This window comes from Vibrio ulleungensis (genome assembly GCF_016900875.1).
Taxonomy (GTDB): Bacteria; Pseudomonadota; Gammaproteobacteria; order Enterobacterales; family Vibrionaceae; genus Vibrio; species Vibrio ulleungensis.
The window spans coordinates 95,372-113,195 of record NZ_JAFEUM010000002.1 but is presented as its reverse complement, the minus strand read 5'-3'; the positions used below and the strand labels follow the sequence as shown (position 1 = coordinate 113,195).

Here is a 17,824-nt window from a genome sequence, read left to right as displayed (position 1 = left end):
ATTTACCGTGAATAACCAATTCTTATCATTAGCCTTTGAATCCGCATATAAATTTTCGTTAAACCCTGATTTCGGTTTGGATTTCCAGATGTCTTTCGTTACTATGTAGGGCTATATAAAAACCCAGATTCCGTCAGGGATCACTACCCAAAACTTGACCAACGCTTAGATTTGGTTAACTGAGGAAACGATGCAACATCTACAAGAGATTATTGCTAATGCGAACACTGCGATTGAAAGCGCAGACTCGTTAGTCGCACTGGATGAAGTGCGCGTACAGTACCTAGGCAAAAAAGGTGAGCTAACGGCTCAGCTACAAAGCTTGGGTAAATTACCACCAGAAGAGCGCCGTACAGCCGGTCAAGAGATCAACAAAGCAAAAGGTGTCGTACAGCAAGCCATTGCCGCTCGTAAAGACGCTTTGCAGCGCGCCGAGTTAGAAGCAAAACTTGCCGCAGAAACCATTGACGTAACCTTACCTGGTCGTCGTATTGAAAATGGTGGACTTCACCCAGTGACTCGTACCGTCGAACGTATTGAGCAATTTTTCGGTGAGTTAGGCTTTCAAACTGAATCTGGTCCAGAAATCGAAGATGCATTCCACAACTTCGATGCACTCAATATCGCAGAAGATCATCCGGCACGTACCGATCACGATACTTTTTTCTTCAATCCTGATCTTATGCTTCGTACGCATACCTCTGGTGTGCAAATTCGTACGATGGAAAACGGCAAGCCTCCGTTCCGTTTTATTGCACCAGGCCGAGTATATCGTAACGATTACGACCAAACACATACACCAATGTTCCATCAAGTAGAAGGTATGTTGGTAGACGAAAACGTCAACTTTGCACAGCTAAAAGGCATCCTAAATGACTTTTTGTGTAATTTCTTCGAAGAAGAAGTTGAGATTCGATTCCGTCCTTCTTACTTCCCATTTACTGAGCCTTCAGCAGAAGTTGATGTAAAAGGGAAAAACGGTAAATGGCTAGAGGTCCTTGGCTGTGGCATGGTTCACCCGAACGTATTGCGCAGTGTAGGCATCGACGCTGAGAAATACTCTGGTTTTGCATTCGGAATGGGTGTAGAGCGTTTAACCATGCTTCGTTATGGTGTAAACGATCTGCGTGCATTCTTCGAAAACGATCTTCGTTTCCTTAAACAATTCAAGTAATCCAGAGGGTTCATCACAATGAAATTCAGCGAATTATGGCTTCGTGAGTGGGTAAACCCTTCAGTATCTACTGACGAACTTACACACCAAATTACTATGGCCGGTCTAGAAGTAGACGATGTATTACCTGTTGCTGGCACTTTTACCGGCGTTAAAGTTGGTAAAGTTGTCGAATGCGGTCAACATCCGGACGCCGATAAACTTCGAGTAACAAAAATCGATGTGGGTGAGGAAGAACTTCTCGACATCGTCTGTGGCGCACCAAACTGTCGTCAAGGAATCAAAGTGGCGGTTGCCACTGTCGGGGCAGTCTTGCCTGGCGATTTCAAAATTAAGAAAGCAAAACTTCGCGGCCAACCTTCACACGGTATGCTTTGCTCTTTCAGTGAGCTCGGCATTGACGTTGAATCAGACGGTATCATGGAGCTAAGCGACACTGCAGAGATCGGTAAAGATTTCCGTGATTTTCTTGAGCTTAACGACGTGACGGTCGACGTTGACCTAACCGCAAACCGTGCTGACTGCTTCAGTATTCGCGGACTGGCCCGTGAAGTCGGCGTGTTAAACCGTGCAGATGTGACAGAGCCTGCTTTTGAAAACGCGGCTAACACCCTTCAAAACACTATTGAAATCGATGTACAAGCGCCTGCAGCTTGCCCACGTTATCTTGGCCGAATCGTTAAGAATGTAAACGTGAAAGCGCAATCTCCACTGTGGATGCAAGAAAAACTGCGCCGTTGTGGCATTCGTTCTATTGATGCAGTCGTTGACATCACAAACTACGTATTGCTTGAGCAAGGCCACCCAATGCACGCATTTGATCTTTCTAAGATTGAAGGTGGCGTTGTTGTGCGTATGGCTGAGCAAGATGAAAAACTGACTCTGCTTGATGGCAACGAAGCCAAACTGTCTAGCGATACACTCGTCATTGCCGACCACAACAAAGCGCTTGCTATTGCGGGTATTTTTGGTGGTGAGCATTCGGGGGTTACGACTGACACTCAAGACATTCTGTTAGAAGCCGCATTCTTTGCACCAGATCATATTCGTGGCCGAGCACGCAAATATGGACTGCACACTGACGCCTCTATGCGTTACGAACGTGGTGTTGATTACTCGCTACAGTATAAAGCAATGGAGCGTGCTACTCAGCTATTGGTTGATATTTGCGGCGGTGAAGTTGCGCCAATCGTAGCGGCTGAATCTGACGCAGAACTACCAAAACCTAATAAAGTTGCACTGCGACGTGAAAAGCTTGATAGCCTCCTAGGCCATCATATTGCTGACACCGACGTAGTTGAAATACTAGAGCGTCTTGGTCTAACTGTTTCAACGACCGATACAGGTTGGAGTGCTATCGCACCGACTTGGCGTTTTGATATCGCTATCGAACAGGATTTAATTGAAGAAGTCGGCCGTATCTACGGTTATGACAACATTCCTAATCAACATCCCGTTGCAGCGCTAACAATGCACAACCACGTTGAAGCCGACATGCCGCTTAAGCGCGTGCGTAACTTATTGGTCGATCGCGGTTATCAAGAAGCGATCACCTACAGTTTTGTCGAGCCTGAGCAGCAAAAATTAGTTGTTCCTGGTGTTGAGCCATTGGTACTGCCTTTCCCAATCTCGGCAGATATGTCCGCGATGCGTCTTGGTCTTATTCAAGGACTACTTAATACCGTTGTCCACAATCAAAAACGCCAGCAACCGCGCGTTCGTTTGTTTGAATACGGATTACGATTTGTTCCGTCGGAGCAGGCTGAAAATGGCATGCAACAGGAGCCAATGCTCGCGGGTGTTATCGCAGGTACTCGTGGTGAAGAACATTGGGACATCGAAACCAACTCTGTTGATTTCTTTGACTTGAAAGGTGACCTTGAGGCTGTTTTAGAATTGACCGCTAACGAGAAAGCGTATTCATTCGCGCCAACCAGTCACCCAGCTTTACACCCAGGTCAATGTGCAGCAATCATCGTAGATGGCCAGGAAGTCGGTGTAATTGGTACTGTTCATCCAGAGCTTGAGCGTAAGTTTGGTCTTAATGGCCGTACTATCGTTTTCGAAATCGAATGGTCAGCAATTAACACTAAGGTGATCCCAGAAGCCGTGCAACTGTCTAAGTTCCCTGCTAACCGTCGTGACATTGCTGTTGTTGTCGATGACTCTGTTGCATCAGGTGACATTGTTAAAGCGTGTCTAGAAAATGGTGGCGAGTTCTTGGTCGATGCCAAACTCTTTGACGTGTACGTCGGCAAAGGGGTAGAAGAGGGTAAGAAGAGCCTTGCAATCGCTTTAACACTGCAATCTGTAGAGCGCACCCTTGAAGACTCTGATATTGCTGGTGCGGTTAACTCCATCGTTACGCACATCTCTGAGTCATTTGGTGCATCACTACGCGATTAGTAGTTAAAACTAATAGCCCAAGTGACTGAATATAAAGCAGAAGAGGCCCTATAGGGCCTCTTTTTTATTGGGCAAATGACAATTTAGTGTCAATTGTCACAACTCGGGCACTGAATGGATATTCCGTTATATACCACTACAGCAGTCATTTTCACTATCATTGGGTGGCCAATGCGGTAATTCCTCTATTGCTGTACAAAAAATAAGTAATTACAAGGTAAGTCACTAATCTAGTTGACAATTTTATTGCGAAAAATATTGGCGAAATTCATTTGTATGGCATACACTTTCTAAAAAGTCGCAATATGTGATTGATAGCAGTAGTGATTTTGACAGTAGCGCTTCTTAAACAAGAGTGTCTGTTCTCAGTATCCACTGCAGCTACAAGATGGTCGAATGTTAACGTTGAGGAATGTTATATGGCGCTCACTAAGGCTGATTTAGCCGAATACCTGTTTGAGAACGTAGGATTAAGCAAACGGGATGCAAAGGATACTGTAGAAGAATTTTTCGAAGAGATTCGTTGCGCGCTAGAGAATGGCGAACAAGTGAAATTGTCTGGATTTGGTAATTTTGACTTGCGAGACAAAAATGAACGTCCAGGACGTAACCCAAAAACTGGGGAAGATATTCCAATTTCCGCAAGAAGGGTTGTTACTTTCCGTCCAGGTCAAAAACTAAAATCTAGAGTAGAAAGCTTAAAAAAATAGCTTTAAGCTCTTCAATAAAAAGGTCACTACGGTGGCCTTTTTTAATCATCGCAAAAAATAAGAAGGGTGCAATGAAGGAACAACAAGACCACGACTTTTGGCATCAAAAGTGGGCGTCCAATAAAATTGGTTTTCACCAAATTGAGGTAAACCCTCACTTAGAAAAGCACTGGTTTAAAATAGCCCCCACAAAAGAGCAATCAGTTCTCGTCCCATTGTGTGGTAAAAGCGAAGACCTCATTTGGTTATCACGATTTCATAATAACGTTATCGGCTGTGAATTGAGCGACATTGCGGTTAAGAGTTTTTTTGCGGAACATTTATATACACCAACCGTCATTACCTTAGACTCATCACACTCGCTATATGAGTTTGACGAGATTTCTATCTACGTGGGCGACATTTTTACAGCACCATTAACACCAGTAGACAGAATATACGATCGCGCGGCGCTTATAGCGCTTCCTGAAACGCTTCGTATTGATTACTCAAAACGCATGGACCAGCTATTGGTAAGTGGCGGGAAAATGTTACTCATTACCTTGAGTTACCCACAACACGAAAAGCAAGGCCCTCCATTTTCGGTAGAGCGCCAAGAAATAGAACGACTGTTTAGTGACTATACCATCACTTTGATTGACAGTGATGAGAGTGAATTTGTGCAGCAGAAAGCTAAATCGGGTGTTTCACGTTTTAGTGAACAAGTGTGGTTGTTAGAAAAGCCATGAGTAAAAGGCCCGAGAGTGTCACTCTCGGGCTTTTTGTTTTATTGGCTAACAGTTAGTATTCTATTTCTACTCGGCTTGCAGCCAATTTCGCAGCATCAACGGCCTGTTCAATACCCTTAGCACGACTGATAGCAACGCCAAGTCTGCGTCTGCCATTAATATTGGGTTTACCAAATAAGCGTAATTGGGTTGATGGAACTGCAAGCGCGTTTTCCAATCCGTTATAGCGCAAGTTTTCTGATGTACCTTGCCCCAATATTACCGCAGAAGCCGAAGGGCCATATTGAACGATGTCGCCAATAGGGAAACCAGAGAACGCGCGTACATGCAGAGCAAATTCAGACAACTCTTGAGAGGCTAACGTCACTAAGCCAGTGTCATGCGGGCGAGGAGAGACCTCATTAAAAATAACTTTATCACCTTTAATAAACAGCTCCACACCAAACAGTCCATAGCCACCCAAGGCGCTAACAATGGCGCCAGCCACTCTCTCAGACTCTGCTTTAGCTGCTGATGACATTTGCTGCGGCTGCCATGACTCTCGATAGTCTCCGTCTTCTTGACGGTGGCCAATAGGTGCACAAAAGTGAATTCCATCGCAAGCGCTTACCGTAAGAAGTGTGATTTCATAATCAAAATCGATGAACCCTTCGACAATCACACGACCTGCACCTGCACGGCCTCCGCCTTGAGCGTATTGCCAAGCCGCATCGATATCGTCAACAGACTTAATTACGCTTTGGCCTTTGCCTGACGAACTCATTACTGGCTTAACTACGCAAGGGACACCAACGTCGGCAACGGCGGCGTAAAAACTTTCGACGGTATCTGCAAACTGATAAGGAGAGGTTGGCAGTTTAAGCTCCTCTGCAGCAAGTCGGCGAATACCTTCGCGGTTCATGGTTAGCTTAGTAGCATTTGCTTTAGGTACGACGGTAAACCCCTCGCTTTCGAGATCTACCAGCGTATCAGTCGCTATCGCTTCAACTTCAGGAACAATATAAGCAGGTTGCTCTTTCTCTACCAACGTACGTATCGCGTTGCCATCTAGCATGTCCAAGACTTCTGCTTGATGGGCCACTTGCATAGCCGGTGCGTGTGCATAACTGTCACAAGCAATGACGTAGTATCCCAAACGTTGGCACTCTATAGCCACTTCCTTACCTAATTCTCCCGATCCAAGCAGTAAGACTTTTGTTGCGGATACCGATGTTGCCGAGCCAATCATATACACCTCAAATGGTTGTAGAAATTTTCCCTCGCATGATACGGATTTTTACTCTAGACGCAATCGTTTGCTTGTAAACAAAAAATAAAGGCTGCTTATTTTAAGCAGCCTCAGACGTTTAGGTGCTACCAACTAGATATTGGTATAGATAAGAGGGATGTCTGGGTCAATCACGTCTAACGTAGCTTGTGTATCAGCAAGATGCGAAATCGCGCCACCACTAGCTTCAACTAGCGCTACCGATTGGATATCACTAAATTGAAACCCGTGAATTAGAACTTGTGAAAGCGCAACCTGCAATGGTGGCAGAGAAGGGTTAAAGGCAGCATTTTCTGCATAAGAGCCAATGAAAACTTTACCGTTGGCTAACTCAATTGCGATACCGCTATGATCACCCGTATAAGGGGCATGGCTCATATTTGCCGCATCAACCGCGCGCTGTAACAGTGGGTGTTGTTGGTCCAGAGAATAATCATGAGACGTTGGGTGCATTAACCCCTCGGTAACATCAAGATCTTTTGGCCCAAATGAATCGGGTAAATAATAATGAAGAGGTTGGGGAGCGTGATCCGGTAATTGAATGTCAAACTCACTTGCACAATCAAGCTCATTCATGAACTGGCGACAGTGACCGCATGGACTGTAGTTAATGGTGATATTGGTTATTGCCGTTTCGCCTTTTATCCAAGCATGGCTAATAGCGGACTGCTCTGCGTGAACCGTTTGACCTAACTGTGCTCCGGTAAATTCCATATTGGCGCCAAAATACAATTTACCAGATTTACCCGTCACGATGGCCCCCACATTAAACTTTGAGATGGGTGTGTAAGAAAAAGAGGCTGCCAATGGCAACAAGGCCAACTTTAATTGCGACTCATCCAATCCGGATGCATCGGAAAGGGCTTTAACACTCTGTTTGGCAATTGTGGCATCAAAACCAGGCGCCGTCATTAGGTCACGGACCGGTTGTTGTAGAGCGTTGGGTAACGCTTGGATTATCATTTCTCTTTGAGAGTGCATAGTAAACCTTAAAGGATCGTCGTTTTGGTCAATCATAAGCCATCACAATGCATTTAATGGCGATCATTTTTGTGAATCTAGTGTCGCTTCACAATGTAATTGATTACATGATTGAGTGTAGCGCAACGGTAAATACTAGCGGAGCTAGAATTGAGGTAAAAACACCGCAAAGCACCAGTGCAAGGGAGCTAAACGCAGCATCTTGTTGCGACTTTTCAAAACAGGTAGCGGTCCCTAGCGCATGAGATACCGTCCCCATAGTTAAGCCCTTAGCTATCGGGTGAGTTATGTTTAATGCGCTAAAAATAGGGTAGGCGAATAGCGCACCGACAATCCCTGCTAATAGTACTAATATCGCAGCAATCGCTGGGACACCGCCAAATTGCTCGGCAATTTCCATTGAGATCGCTGTGGTGACAGATTTCCCTAATATACTCGCAAGCAACGCCTCTTCAGCCCCCATAACGACCGCTAATCCTATTGCGCTGGCCATCGCAGCGAGTGAACCGACAAAACAGCAGGTAATGATCACTTTCCAATTCTGGCGTATGGCAGGCAGTTGCTCGTAGAGCGGGTAAGCCAAGGCTACAACTGCGGGCCCCAGTAAGTGGTTGAGCAGGTCGTTATTGTGATAATAGATGTGATAGGGGACATTAAACCAGAGCAGCAATGGAATGATAATGGCCATGCTCAACAGCAAAGGGTTGGCAAAAGGCGAGTTAATTTTACTGCATAACCAGCGAACAAAAAAATACACACCAACAGTGACAAATAGCCAAACCATTATTTTTTACCCACTAGAATTCGTTCTAAAAGTAGAGCCATAACTACCAATACAATTAATGACCCTCCAACAGTACTGATAATAATCATCCAAAAGTTATCGGCTAACGTATCCAGATGAACCATGACACCAACACTGACAGGAACAAACAGTAGAATCATATATTTGATCAACAATGAGGCAGACTTTTCCACCCACACTGGCTTTACCGCACCTGAAACCAGCAAACCAAACAGCAGAAGCAAGCCAATTACGCTGCCAGGTACCGCGAGGTGCAATACCTGCTGCAACGTATTGCCAATAAATAAGCACAGTACGATTAGTGCCGCAGAGGTAATGTATCGAAGGAGTATATTCACCTATAGCGCTCTTCAGTTTTCGAGTGATTCAATATAATGACTAACACTTTCGATAAGACCTCGCTTACTTTCGTCGCCATAGTACTGGTTGTATAGGGCCTCTAAATTGAATTTATAGTCCGGTAGTCGGTCGTAAAAATAGTCATAACAGTGCGCTTGCCATTGACGCTGCTCATCCGGCGACAATGTGTGCGGGTAGTGCCTAGCCCGATAATGAAACAGCAGCGGGGCGATCCTTGGATCGTCAAATTCAATATCTAGCACTGCCAACTGCTCGGGGGAAGAATGACGAATGATGTCCATTGCAGAGCGCGCCGCAGGGCTAAAAAAGCCGTCATAGAGCTTACTTTCAACGTCCGATTTTTCTGGGTACTCTTGCTGCTGGCTAAACACCCACAATAGTTTCTCTTTTATATCGTGATTACTACGAACCACCTCAAGATGTTGCAGACACAGGGCGCGATCGATGCCCAATCTTTCTGCCGCCTCTGGTGTGAGCGTTTTAGGCGGAGCCAGAATTGGGCACTTATTGAGGTGGATCACTTTTACCGGAACAGGTAGATCGCTCCCCAGCTCGGAACGCTTGGTGTATAAGCGAGTCATTATCTCGTCTTCATTTAGCGTAAGCAGTGGCTCGGGATCGTGCGCAAGGTCTACGACGATTAATGCGTTTTTATTGGTCGGGTGCCACGCTATAGGCACCACCCAACTGGTATAGCCTCTTTCACTGCCAAACATTCCCGATACGTGGACCAGTGGGGTCTGTTTTACTACATCGACCAATTTGGTCAGTTCATTTTTTGAACGCAGCGACAGTAAGTAATCGAACATTTTGGGTTGAGCTGCGCGAACAATTTTAGCAAGCTCAATCGTTGCAATAACGTCCGCCATTGCGTCGTGCGCATTTTCATGTTCTATGCCATTAGCGGCAGAAAGGTGTTCAAGTTTAAAACTGGGTAAACCATCGTCGTTTTCAGGCCAATTTATTCCTTCGGGGCGTAGGGCATGTACAGCGCGCATCACATCCAACAAATCCCACCGGGAATTACCGTTTTGCCAGCTCCAACCATAAGGATCAATGAAGTTTCGATAGCAGGTATAACGTGTAACTTCGTCATCAAAGCGGACATTGTTATAACCTAAGCTGATGGTGTCTGGCTTAGACAACTCATTATGAATTTTATCGATAAACTCTGGCTCAGGTAAACCTTCACGGCGCGCTTTTTGGGGTGTGATTTTGGTTAACAATACCGCTTCAGGGCTAGGAAGGTAATCCGTGGGTGGCTGACAGTAAATAACCAGTGGCTCACCAATAATATTGAGCTCAGCATCGCAGCGAACTCCTGCAAATTGAGAAGGCCTATCTGTGGCTGGGTTTACACCCCAAGTCTCGTAATCAAAAAAGAAAAACGTTTTTCCGCTGCTCATAACATCAAGCCAGTATTAGATTTTCTTTATTACAGCACCTTCTATTTTTCAAAGCAATTCAAAGTCAAAGCTTAAGACACTTTTGAGCTTTAAAAACAAAAAAAGCCAGCCTCGGGAGGCTGGCTTGATTAAAAAAGTTACAATTTATGCGTTAGCAGATTCAAGCTCTGTCGGTGAGTCTTCTTGCTTAAGAACTTTACTGGTAATGGTACCCGCTGTCATTGCGCCTGATACATTCAGTGCAGTACGAGCCATGTCGATCAGAGGCTCAATAGAGATAAGCAGCGCCGCTATCGTCACAGGAAGGCCCATGGCTGGCAAAACGATAAGCGCTGCAAAGGTAGCACCGCCACCCACACCAGCGATGCCAAATGAGCTGATCATAATGATAGCAACAAGAGAGGTAATAAAACCTATGTCCATTGGATTAATGCCTACCGTTGGAGCAACCATAACCGCGAGCATAGCAGGGTAGATACCAGCGCACCCATTTTGACCAATAGTCGCTCCAAAGGATGCTGAAAGATTTGCAATCGCTGGCGGAACCTTCAACTTGGTGATTTGCGCTTCCACGTTAAGAGGAATAGTTGCCGCCGAGCTTCGAGATGTAAACGCGAAGGTCAACACAGGCCAAATCTTTTTGAAATATTCTTTTGGACTAACACCGAAAAAGGATACCAACAGACCGTGTACTACAAACATAAGACCAATTGCTACGTAGCTCGCTACAATAAAGCCTAATAGGTTTAGAATATCGGTGGCTGACGATGTCGCCACCACTTTAGTCATTAGTCCAGCAATACCATAAGGCGTAAGCGCCATGATCATTTTCACCAAGCGCATAACAATTGACTGAATGGCTTCGACAAAAGTACGAATTGGTGTTTCTAGCTCTTCCTTCTCTTGCATTACTTTGCGCGCAGCAATGCCCACAAGTATGCCAAAAATGACTACCGCAATAATGGATGTTGAGCGTGCACCGGTTAAGTCATTAAATGGATTGGTAGGAATAAAGCTTAGTAGCATTTGTGGAATGCTGAGGTCGCTCACACGATCTGCACGGCTCTCTAATAGCGCGATTCGAGCAGTTTCGCGACTGCCTTCTACCAGTCCTTCAGCCGTTAGACCAAAGGCCTGTGTAACTGCGATCCCTATCAATGCTGAGATGGCTGTCGTTACCATCAGCACACCAATAGTTAATCCACTGATTTTGCCAAGAGAGCCAGAGTTATCCAGCTTCACCACCGCTGAAATCATAGACACGAGAACCAATGGCATGATAACCATTTTTAGTAGGCCAACATAACCGTTGCCGACCACATTAGTCCAGTCGATAGTCTCTTTAATGATGGCGGCTGAATCGCTATAAACTAGCTGAAGCACCAAGCCAAAACCGCTGCCTAAAATGAGTCCGGTTAGAACAAGGAAAGAGAGTGTGCGCTCTTGGCGCTGCTGCTTAAATAAGAAAGCGAGCAATGCAGCAAATACCGCTAAGTTTGCGATGACAGCAACTGACATAATGAGTTCCTATATTATTGGAGTTTTAAAATCAACCGACTAAACGTCTCTATATTGAGAACGGCAGCATACAGTGTCTATTTAATCTCTCTAAATGCCTTTTTCTTCTTAATCATAACCGCAAACTATATCCGTAACATTTGTAATGATATCGATGCAAAAACACACACTATTAGGGAGTTACCGCCCGCCCGCGCTTAACAATTGAACAAAGAAAAAATTTCGATTAACAGGCTTGAAGTGGCTCTCAAAAAAAAATGTTCAATTCAACCTAGAGAGCTATATCGGTTATGATCGAAAAATCAGCGTCGATCGTTGGGCTTTGAAACTTTGAGACTGGTTTTGGTAACTCAGTCATCGTTTGCAATCGACAAATCGAAGTTAACCATCATCAGAAACAAGGAGTGCGGTAGAATGCCGTTGTTTTCTCAAAGTTTTTTACATGACACCCTCGAAAATCACAGACTTACGGGCCGTGACACTGTCACTGAGAAGTCCATCACGTTAGACAATTTGACCAACGTCAGTCTACTGGAAAGCGGCTATCTGCTTATTGAACCAGCACTGATGACGCCAGATACTAAACATATTGTTATTTCTAGTGGTGTACACGGTGACGAAACTGCGCCAATGGAATCAGTCAATCAACTCGTTACTGAAATCTTAAGTGGGAAAATAGAATCAAAACATCGTTTGCTGGTGTTTTTTGGCCACCCAGAAGCGACGCTCAGTCATTCAAGGTTTGTAGTGGAAAACTTAAATAGACTGTTTGGCGACGCACCCGATTATTCTAATAAAGAGACGGCTATTGCGTTGCGCATAAAGCAGCACATTGATGCCTTTTTCGCTGGCACTGATCCCGCAACACGCTGGCACTTCGATTTGCATTGCGCAATCCGCGGCTCTAAACATTATACCTTTGCGGTGAGTCCAAAAACGTTAAACCCCACTAGGAGTCAGGCGCTGGTTGAATTTATGGACGCAGCTAAACTAGAAGCCGTACTCTTATCTAACTCCCCAAGCCCAACTTGCAGTTGGTATTCGGCGGAAAATCACAGCGCACAAGCAGTGACGGTAGAGTTGGGGCAAGTGGCACCTTTATGGCAAAATGATTTGGCTCGGATCCAACCATTTTTTGATGCGCTCACGTGCCTCATCACAGATCGTCCTTTACCGCCACAACCTCAATCCATCATCACTTATCGAGTCAATAGAACCATCACTCGCCACTTTGAAAACTTCCAGTTTAACTTTGCTAAAGATGTAGAAAACTTTACGTCATTTGAGTTAGGCGATGTCCTTGGGCATGACGGCGAGCAGATTTTGACCACCAAAGTGGCGCACGAAGCGGTTGTGTTCCCAAACCCTAATGTCGTTGTAGGTCAAAGAGCCGCATTAATGGTCTGTAAAGTCGCCACAAGATATGAGAATCAGCAGTTAGTCTACGATGCATAACGCTAAGGCTATTAGATTAAGAGCATTGGATTAAGACCATTGCATTGAGACCGTCGCACCGAGTCACGGTGCAACAAAAAAAGGCGCTATTGATAGCGCCTTTATTATACGTATAGAACACGCCTTAGTTTTCGGCTAAAAACACCAGTAGTGCGTCCATCGTTTCATCAAAATACGGATTCCAACTGAGCCGCGCCCTTTGTGCTGTCTCATCACCTAATCCATAAGCACCAAACCACACATTATTCGACAATTCACAAGGCGTTGCTGACGTTTCAGGCTGCTGCTCAAAACAGAACCGGATTTCACCGTTTTTGTTGTAAACCGTATTTTCTGGAGAGAAAAGTGGCGATAAATGACTGCCACTGAATATCTGCTGCTTTGGCAGATCCATGGAATACTGGGTTATACGTGTATCGGCATAAGCTGTCTCACCAAACCAGAGAGCACGGCTGTTTGGGTGAGTAAAGTTCATTTGAAACGCGTCGACAGCATATTGAGAATCAATGGTTTCGTCTGCCTCGCTTAAAATCATAAAGGTAGGCAGCGAGACCTGCTTATTTTCTATGTGACTTTTAACCTGCTTAGTACTTTGATAATAAGTAGCAGCACCATGCATTGAAAATGACGAGTAACGGGTATGATTGGATTCTAACTCTTGATCTACCCAATCGCTAAACCACTTCGCATAGGGCGTGTATTTAGCCATTGGATCGCGCGGATGATAAGCGGTAGAGACCAAAATCAACCCTTCAACGTCATCGGAGTGAGACGCTGCATAATGCGTGACTAAGTTTGTTCCTGTCGAAAAACCACCAAGCCAAACTTTATCGACTTGATTTTGCAGCAGTTGAGTATGATGTTCGACGATTTCGTTCCAGTCTTCCAACTCAACCAATTGAAGATCGGCGGGCTTGGAGCCATGACCTGGTAGCAATATAGCTCGCACTAAGTAGCCTTGTTCCGCCAGTACAGGGGCCATATCGACAAAGGAGTAGGGCGAGTCAGACAGACCATGAACAAGCAATATACCTTCACCGTTAGGATTGCTAGGTACTATTTCGAACGGCATAACTGCATCGAGTTCTTTTTGCTGATTATCGCTGACAAAATGTCTATGTTCGATTAGCCATTGCTCTGTTTCGGCTAGATACTGATCGAATGTTGCTTGCTTGTACGGTGCGATGTTGTCATTGGCTATATACACAGGATCCGTTGTTTGAGAACAGCCAACAAGTAAAGTAGCGAGTGAAGCGGCAACGACTGTTGCTCGAAGGATAGTCATTTAAAGAGTCCTTTCTAAATGATAACGGCTTGAATAAGTGTAACTCATTCAAGCCGTTGCAGCATCAGAAGAAAGTCGTGTAATTAAACGAATCGAGTTAATTGGTAGTCATCGTCTCGCTTGCTACGATATTCTTTATCTTCTAAGTGAGCAATCGGTGCACCTTGATTGCTGTTTTCCATCAAGCTTACCCAGTATCTAACACCACCAAGATTATCGGCGCTTAGGGTTGTTTGAGTTTCTAATTGCAGGTCGGAAATTGTCACAAGACCATCAGCACCACGTCGTTTCCCAAGTGTTAACTCAAGGTGTGAGCCACTGTCATTTTTAAACACCAGCGCCTCAGGCGAATCTTTGTGGCCACCTAACGCGACAAACTGGCTCGGTTTTACAAGTCCACTTAAGCGACCATCCTTAAAGCACACCATAAGATTGCAGTAATAAACGTAGTAGCTCGCTACGTCTTGGTGAGAGCCCCCATCCAGTGGAAAGTTTTTATCCAAAAATGATTTCACAACATGTTGTTGGCAAGGTTTGGCTTTTTTAACTTCACGCAATTGCGGTGTCATAGGGTTCTCTGACAACGAGTTGGGAGAGTGTTCGTCATGGATTCGATGGGTCATAGTCATAGTGTGCTCCTGATGTTTTTACTTTTTTGCTGCTTCATTTGTAGACTACCTGTTTTTTGTATACAATTTCACAACAAAAATTTCACAGTGTGAATTTTACAAAAATGAAAAGTAAAAACTCTCTAGCTAGACAGACACATTTCTTGGGAACCAAGGTTAGAAATTTGCGCAAGCGTAATAATTTAACCATGGAGGACCTGTCCACTCGATGCGTACGGATCAATCCAGACTATGCGCCTTCGGTGTCCTACTTATCTATGATTGAGCGGGGCAAACGAATACCAAGTGCCGATATGCTAGAAGTTATTGCAGACGTGTTTCAAAAACCGTTTGAATGGTTTTTGGATGATGAGCCAGAAGAATCCGATATTACGCCTCACAAATCTGGTAAAGGCGGGCTCGCCGGAATCGCGTTAGAGCCTAGCTTTCTTTTTACTCCCGACATTCTTCAAAATGCTATCCCAGAATTACTGTCACAGGCAGGAATAGGTGGGCGACAGTTTGCTCAACTATTGATTCGAGCTCATCAAGAAAACAATCAAAATCATTTTCCTGACCTTGAGAAGCGAGCGGAAGAGATTGGTGGTAAACGATTACCGCTTAGCGTCGAAGACCTCATGGATATCGCAAAACAGTTAGGTGTGCGCATCCATTGGATCTCTGAGACACCGCGATCTATTCGTAATGAGTTGGGGATTGACGGAAAAGAGATCATAACCTCGCACTTTGAACCTCCAGGTCATATTTATCTAAACGATATGCTTAAGCAATTTCCTACAAGACTTAAATATGACCTTGCCGTATATATTGGGCATTGCGTTTTACACAACGAGCAAGGGGTGAAAACCAGTTTAAGAGTAGGGCATCACTCAAATTGGAACGATGCACAAAATCATAACCTCGATCTTAATGCTGCCGACATTCTAGATGCGTGGCGAGACTTTGAATCCAGTTTTTTTGCTGGTGCATTGCTGTGTCCAAAAGTACCTTTTCGACAATTGCTCGATAGAAATGGCTATGAAATCGCGAGTCATCAGTTAGCTCAGGTCTCACCGTCCGTGGCAATGAGAAGGATGACGGTAGTATCTCCTTACCCCAATTGGCACTACTTTGATGCTTATGGACCAGGCAAGCTAAAAGCCGTTTATCGTGGTAACGGTATTCCATTACCTTGGGGCAACATGCGACAAGTTGAAGATCCTTGTCGTCACTGGGCAGTCTTTCGCATGCTTTCAACTCCAAGTGATGGGACCTCAGCGCAAATCTCGGTGTTGGATGTTGCTGGACAACCTAGGATCTATTGTTGTGAATCCGTGTATATGCGAGATCCTGCAGGTAACAATAGAGTGTTATGTGCAGGACTGGATTTAAACCCTGCGATTGCAGCGCAAGGTATCGATAGCATCGAAATGGCACAACAACTCAAAGAGGCGTGTGTGTCTCATCAAGGTGAGGTGACAATCGCTCCCTCCATAAAAACCGCATTAAGCAAAGTATCTAAGATTCTAAATGTAGGGTGGATAGAAAGAGGCATTGAAAAACCCGCTCGAATCATCTGTTCGAGAGGAACCGTTTGTCCACGAGAGCCGAAATGCTACTAAAGTGGTAGATCGATTGGTCATTTGTTACACAACTTTGACGTGTAGGGGTGAAATTGTTAGGCGACTGTTTGCGTAAGCGCAATTTTTGAGCAGTTAAATCGACAGAGTTCAAGGATTTGGGATTGCTTCAAAAAAAACGCAATCTAATGGGGGTATAGTCAAGAAACCGCACAAATAGTATGACAATAATGCGGCTAATAATAACACTAGGAGAGACCCCCACATGCCCCACAATAAATATTCGCACCACCCAAGCAATCGTTTGCTTAAGAACACGATCGCTCTGGTTCTAGCTGGTGGTAAAGGTACACGTCTAAAAGGCTTGACCAAAGATGTAGCCAAACCTGCTGTTCCATTTGCGGGTAAGTACAAGATTATCGATTTCGCACTTTCTAACTGTTATCACTCTGGCATACGCTCGGTAGGCGTTCTTACCCAGTTTATGGCCCATAACCTCATTTTACATCTCCAGCGTGGTTGGCAATTCTCATCCAACGCACTGGGCGATGGTGTGCAGATTGTTCCAGCCCAACAACGTACTGGTAACGATTGGTACCGTGGAACGGCCGATGCGGTCTACCAAAACTTAGATTTGATCCGTCAAATGGACGCTGACCGTATTCTTATACTGGGCGGTGACCACATCTATAAGATGGATTATTCGCGCATGCTGAACTTCCACTCTGAAACCAATGCCGATGTAACTGTTGCGTGCATTAACAAACCTATTGAGCAAGCAAGTGCGTTTGGCGTAATGGCCATTGATGGTGAAGGTAATGTCATCGAGTTTCAAGAGAAACCGGCCAATCCTGCACCAAGTCCGACCGATCCAAGCCAGTCGCTAGTGTCTATGGGGATCTACATCTTTAATAAAGAAGTATTAGAGCGTGAACTCGTTGAAGCACTAAGAGATCCTGAGTATCAACATGATTTTGGCCATAACATCATTCCTGCAATCATTAAGCGTTTGAATGTACGTGGCTATGTGTTCAGTGCTCAAGGTCATCCATGTGAAACCGCGTATTGGCGTGATGTGGGCGATCTAGACGAATACTACGCAGCGAACATGGACATCTTGTCGCCTAAGCCTGAGTTAGACCTTTACGACCGTCACTGGCCTACATTGACAACACAGTCGCAGTTGCCAGGTGCCAAGTTTGTATTCAATGAGCCAGAACGCCGTGGGGCGGCGACTGACTCCGTATTGTCTGCAGGTACTATTGTTTCAGGCGCGACTATCGATCACTCTCTACTTTCTACCTCTGTTTATGTGGATGAAGGGTCTGTTGTTCGTGACTCGATACTTCTACCAGAAGTAGTCGTTGGTCAAAACTGTAAGCTAACGAAAGTTATTGTTGGTGAAGGCACAATACTTCCAGACGGTATTGTTATTGGTGACGATCTTGAACACGATGCTAAGTATTTTGAAGTGACCGCAAAAGGCGTTGTATTGGTAATGCCAAGTGATTTAGAAAACTACCAAGCTAAATAAACCAATC

15 protein-coding genes are annotated in these 17,824 nt (G+C 44.9%); 7 read left to right on the top strand and 8 right to left on the bottom strand.

All coding sequences use genetic code 11. The features are described 5' to 3' along the window. Positions 1-190 precede the first annotated feature (190 nt). The 4 genes from pheS (at position 191) to JQC93_RS05470 (ending at position 5,018) form a co-directional block, all read left to right on the top strand. Positions 191-1,174: a phenylalanine--tRNA ligase subunit alpha gene (gene pheS / locus JQC93_RS05485; protein ID WP_084887942.1), complete on the top strand. Its 984-nt coding sequence runs from the start codon at positions 191-193 to the stop codon at positions 1,172-1,174. A gap of 18 nt (positions 1,175-1,192) precedes the next feature. After that, on the top strand, positions 1,193-3,580 hold the full coding sequence (pheT, locus tag JQC93_RS05480) for a phenylalanine--tRNA ligase subunit beta (protein WP_205157479.1): 2,388 nt from the start codon (positions 1,193-1,195) through the stop codon (positions 3,578-3,580). A 419-nt stretch (positions 3,581-3,999) separates the two neighbouring features. Further along, positions 4,000-4,290: an integration host factor subunit alpha gene (gene ihfA / locus JQC93_RS05475; protein WP_084887945.1), complete on the top strand. Its 291-nt coding sequence runs from the start codon at positions 4,000-4,002 to the stop codon at positions 4,288-4,290. Positions 4,291-4,361: 71 nt separating this feature from the next. Then, complete coding sequence (locus JQC93_RS05470; RefSeq protein ID WP_205157478.1) at positions 4,362-5,018, top strand: thiopurine S-methyltransferase; 657 nt, start codon at positions 4,362-4,364, stop codon at positions 5,016-5,018. A 52-nt stretch (positions 5,019-5,070) separates the two neighbouring features. On the opposite strand, the gene purT is transcribed toward JQC93_RS05470, so the two are convergent. The 6 genes from purT to JQC93_RS05440 form a co-directional block, all read right to left on the bottom strand. Further along, on the bottom strand, positions 5,071-6,246 hold the full coding sequence (purT, locus tag JQC93_RS05465; protein WP_205157477.1) for a formate-dependent phosphoribosylglycinamide formyltransferase: 1,176 nt from the start codon (positions 6,244-6,246) through the stop codon (positions 5,071-5,073). Between the two features lie 132 nt (positions 6,247-6,378). Next, on the bottom strand, positions 6,379-7,266 hold the full coding sequence (cdd, locus tag JQC93_RS05460) for a cytidine deaminase (protein ID WP_205157476.1): 888 nt from the start codon (positions 7,264-7,266) through the stop codon (positions 6,379-6,381). A gap of 103 nt (positions 7,267-7,369) precedes the next feature. After that, positions 7,370-8,050 (bottom strand): LrgB family protein, encoded by a 681-nt coding sequence (locus tag JQC93_RS05455; RefSeq protein WP_205157475.1) that lies wholly within the window; start codon positions 8,048-8,050, stop codon positions 7,370-7,372. Further along, the gene (locus tag JQC93_RS05450; RefSeq protein ID WP_205157474.1) at positions 8,050-8,409 is read right to left on the bottom strand and encodes a CidA/LrgA family protein; all 360 of its coding nucleotides are present in this window, start codon (positions 8,407-8,409) and stop codon (positions 8,050-8,052) included. Before JQC93_RS05450 ends, JQC93_RS05455 begins: the two co-directional genes overlap by 1 nt. A gap of 12 nt (positions 8,410-8,421) precedes the next feature. Continuing rightward, a complete protein-coding gene (gene sbcB / locus JQC93_RS05445; protein WP_205157473.1) occupies positions 8,422-9,837 on the bottom strand; it encodes an exodeoxyribonuclease I in 1,416 nt (471 codons plus the stop codon). Between the two features lie 144 nt (positions 9,838-9,981). Further along, complete coding sequence (locus JQC93_RS05440) at positions 9,982-11,355, bottom strand: L-cystine transporter (RefSeq protein WP_205157472.1); 1,374 nt, start codon at positions 11,353-11,355, stop codon at positions 9,982-9,984. A gap of 414 nt (positions 11,356-11,769) precedes the next feature. On the opposite strand from JQC93_RS05440, the gene JQC93_RS05435 reads away from it, so the two are divergent. Then, a complete protein-coding gene (locus JQC93_RS05435) occupies positions 11,770-12,810 on the top strand; it encodes a succinylglutamate desuccinylase (protein ID WP_205157471.1) in 1,041 nt (346 codons plus the stop codon). Between the two features lie 124 nt (positions 12,811-12,934). Here JQC93_RS05435 and JQC93_RS05430 read toward each other — a convergent pair whose 3' ends face one another. Both JQC93_RS05430 and JQC93_RS05425 read right to left on the bottom strand, forming a co-directional pair. After that, complete coding sequence (locus tag JQC93_RS05430; RefSeq protein ID WP_205157470.1) at positions 12,935-14,095, bottom strand: alpha/beta hydrolase; 1,161 nt, start codon at positions 14,093-14,095, stop codon at positions 12,935-12,937. An 83-nt stretch (positions 14,096-14,178) separates the two neighbouring features. Beyond that, on the bottom strand, positions 14,179-14,724 hold the full coding sequence (locus JQC93_RS05425) for an aldolase/citrate lyase/malate synthase family protein (RefSeq protein ID WP_205157469.1): 546 nt from the start codon (positions 14,722-14,724) through the stop codon (positions 14,179-14,181). A 104-nt stretch (positions 14,725-14,828) separates the two neighbouring features. On the opposite strand from JQC93_RS05425, the gene JQC93_RS05420 reads away from it, so the two are divergent. Together JQC93_RS05420 and glgC are read left to right on the top strand one after the other, a co-directional pair. Next, positions 14,829-16,325 (top strand): DUF3612 domain-containing protein, encoded by a 1,497-nt coding sequence (locus JQC93_RS05420; RefSeq protein WP_205157468.1) that lies wholly within the window; start codon positions 14,829-14,831, stop codon positions 16,323-16,325. 223 nt (positions 16,326-16,548) lie between these two features. Further along, complete coding sequence (gene glgC, locus JQC93_RS05415; RefSeq protein WP_205157467.1) at positions 16,549-17,817, top strand: glucose-1-phosphate adenylyltransferase; 1,269 nt, start codon at positions 16,549-16,551, stop codon at positions 17,815-17,817. The last annotated feature ends 7 nt before the right edge of the window (positions 17,818-17,824 follow it).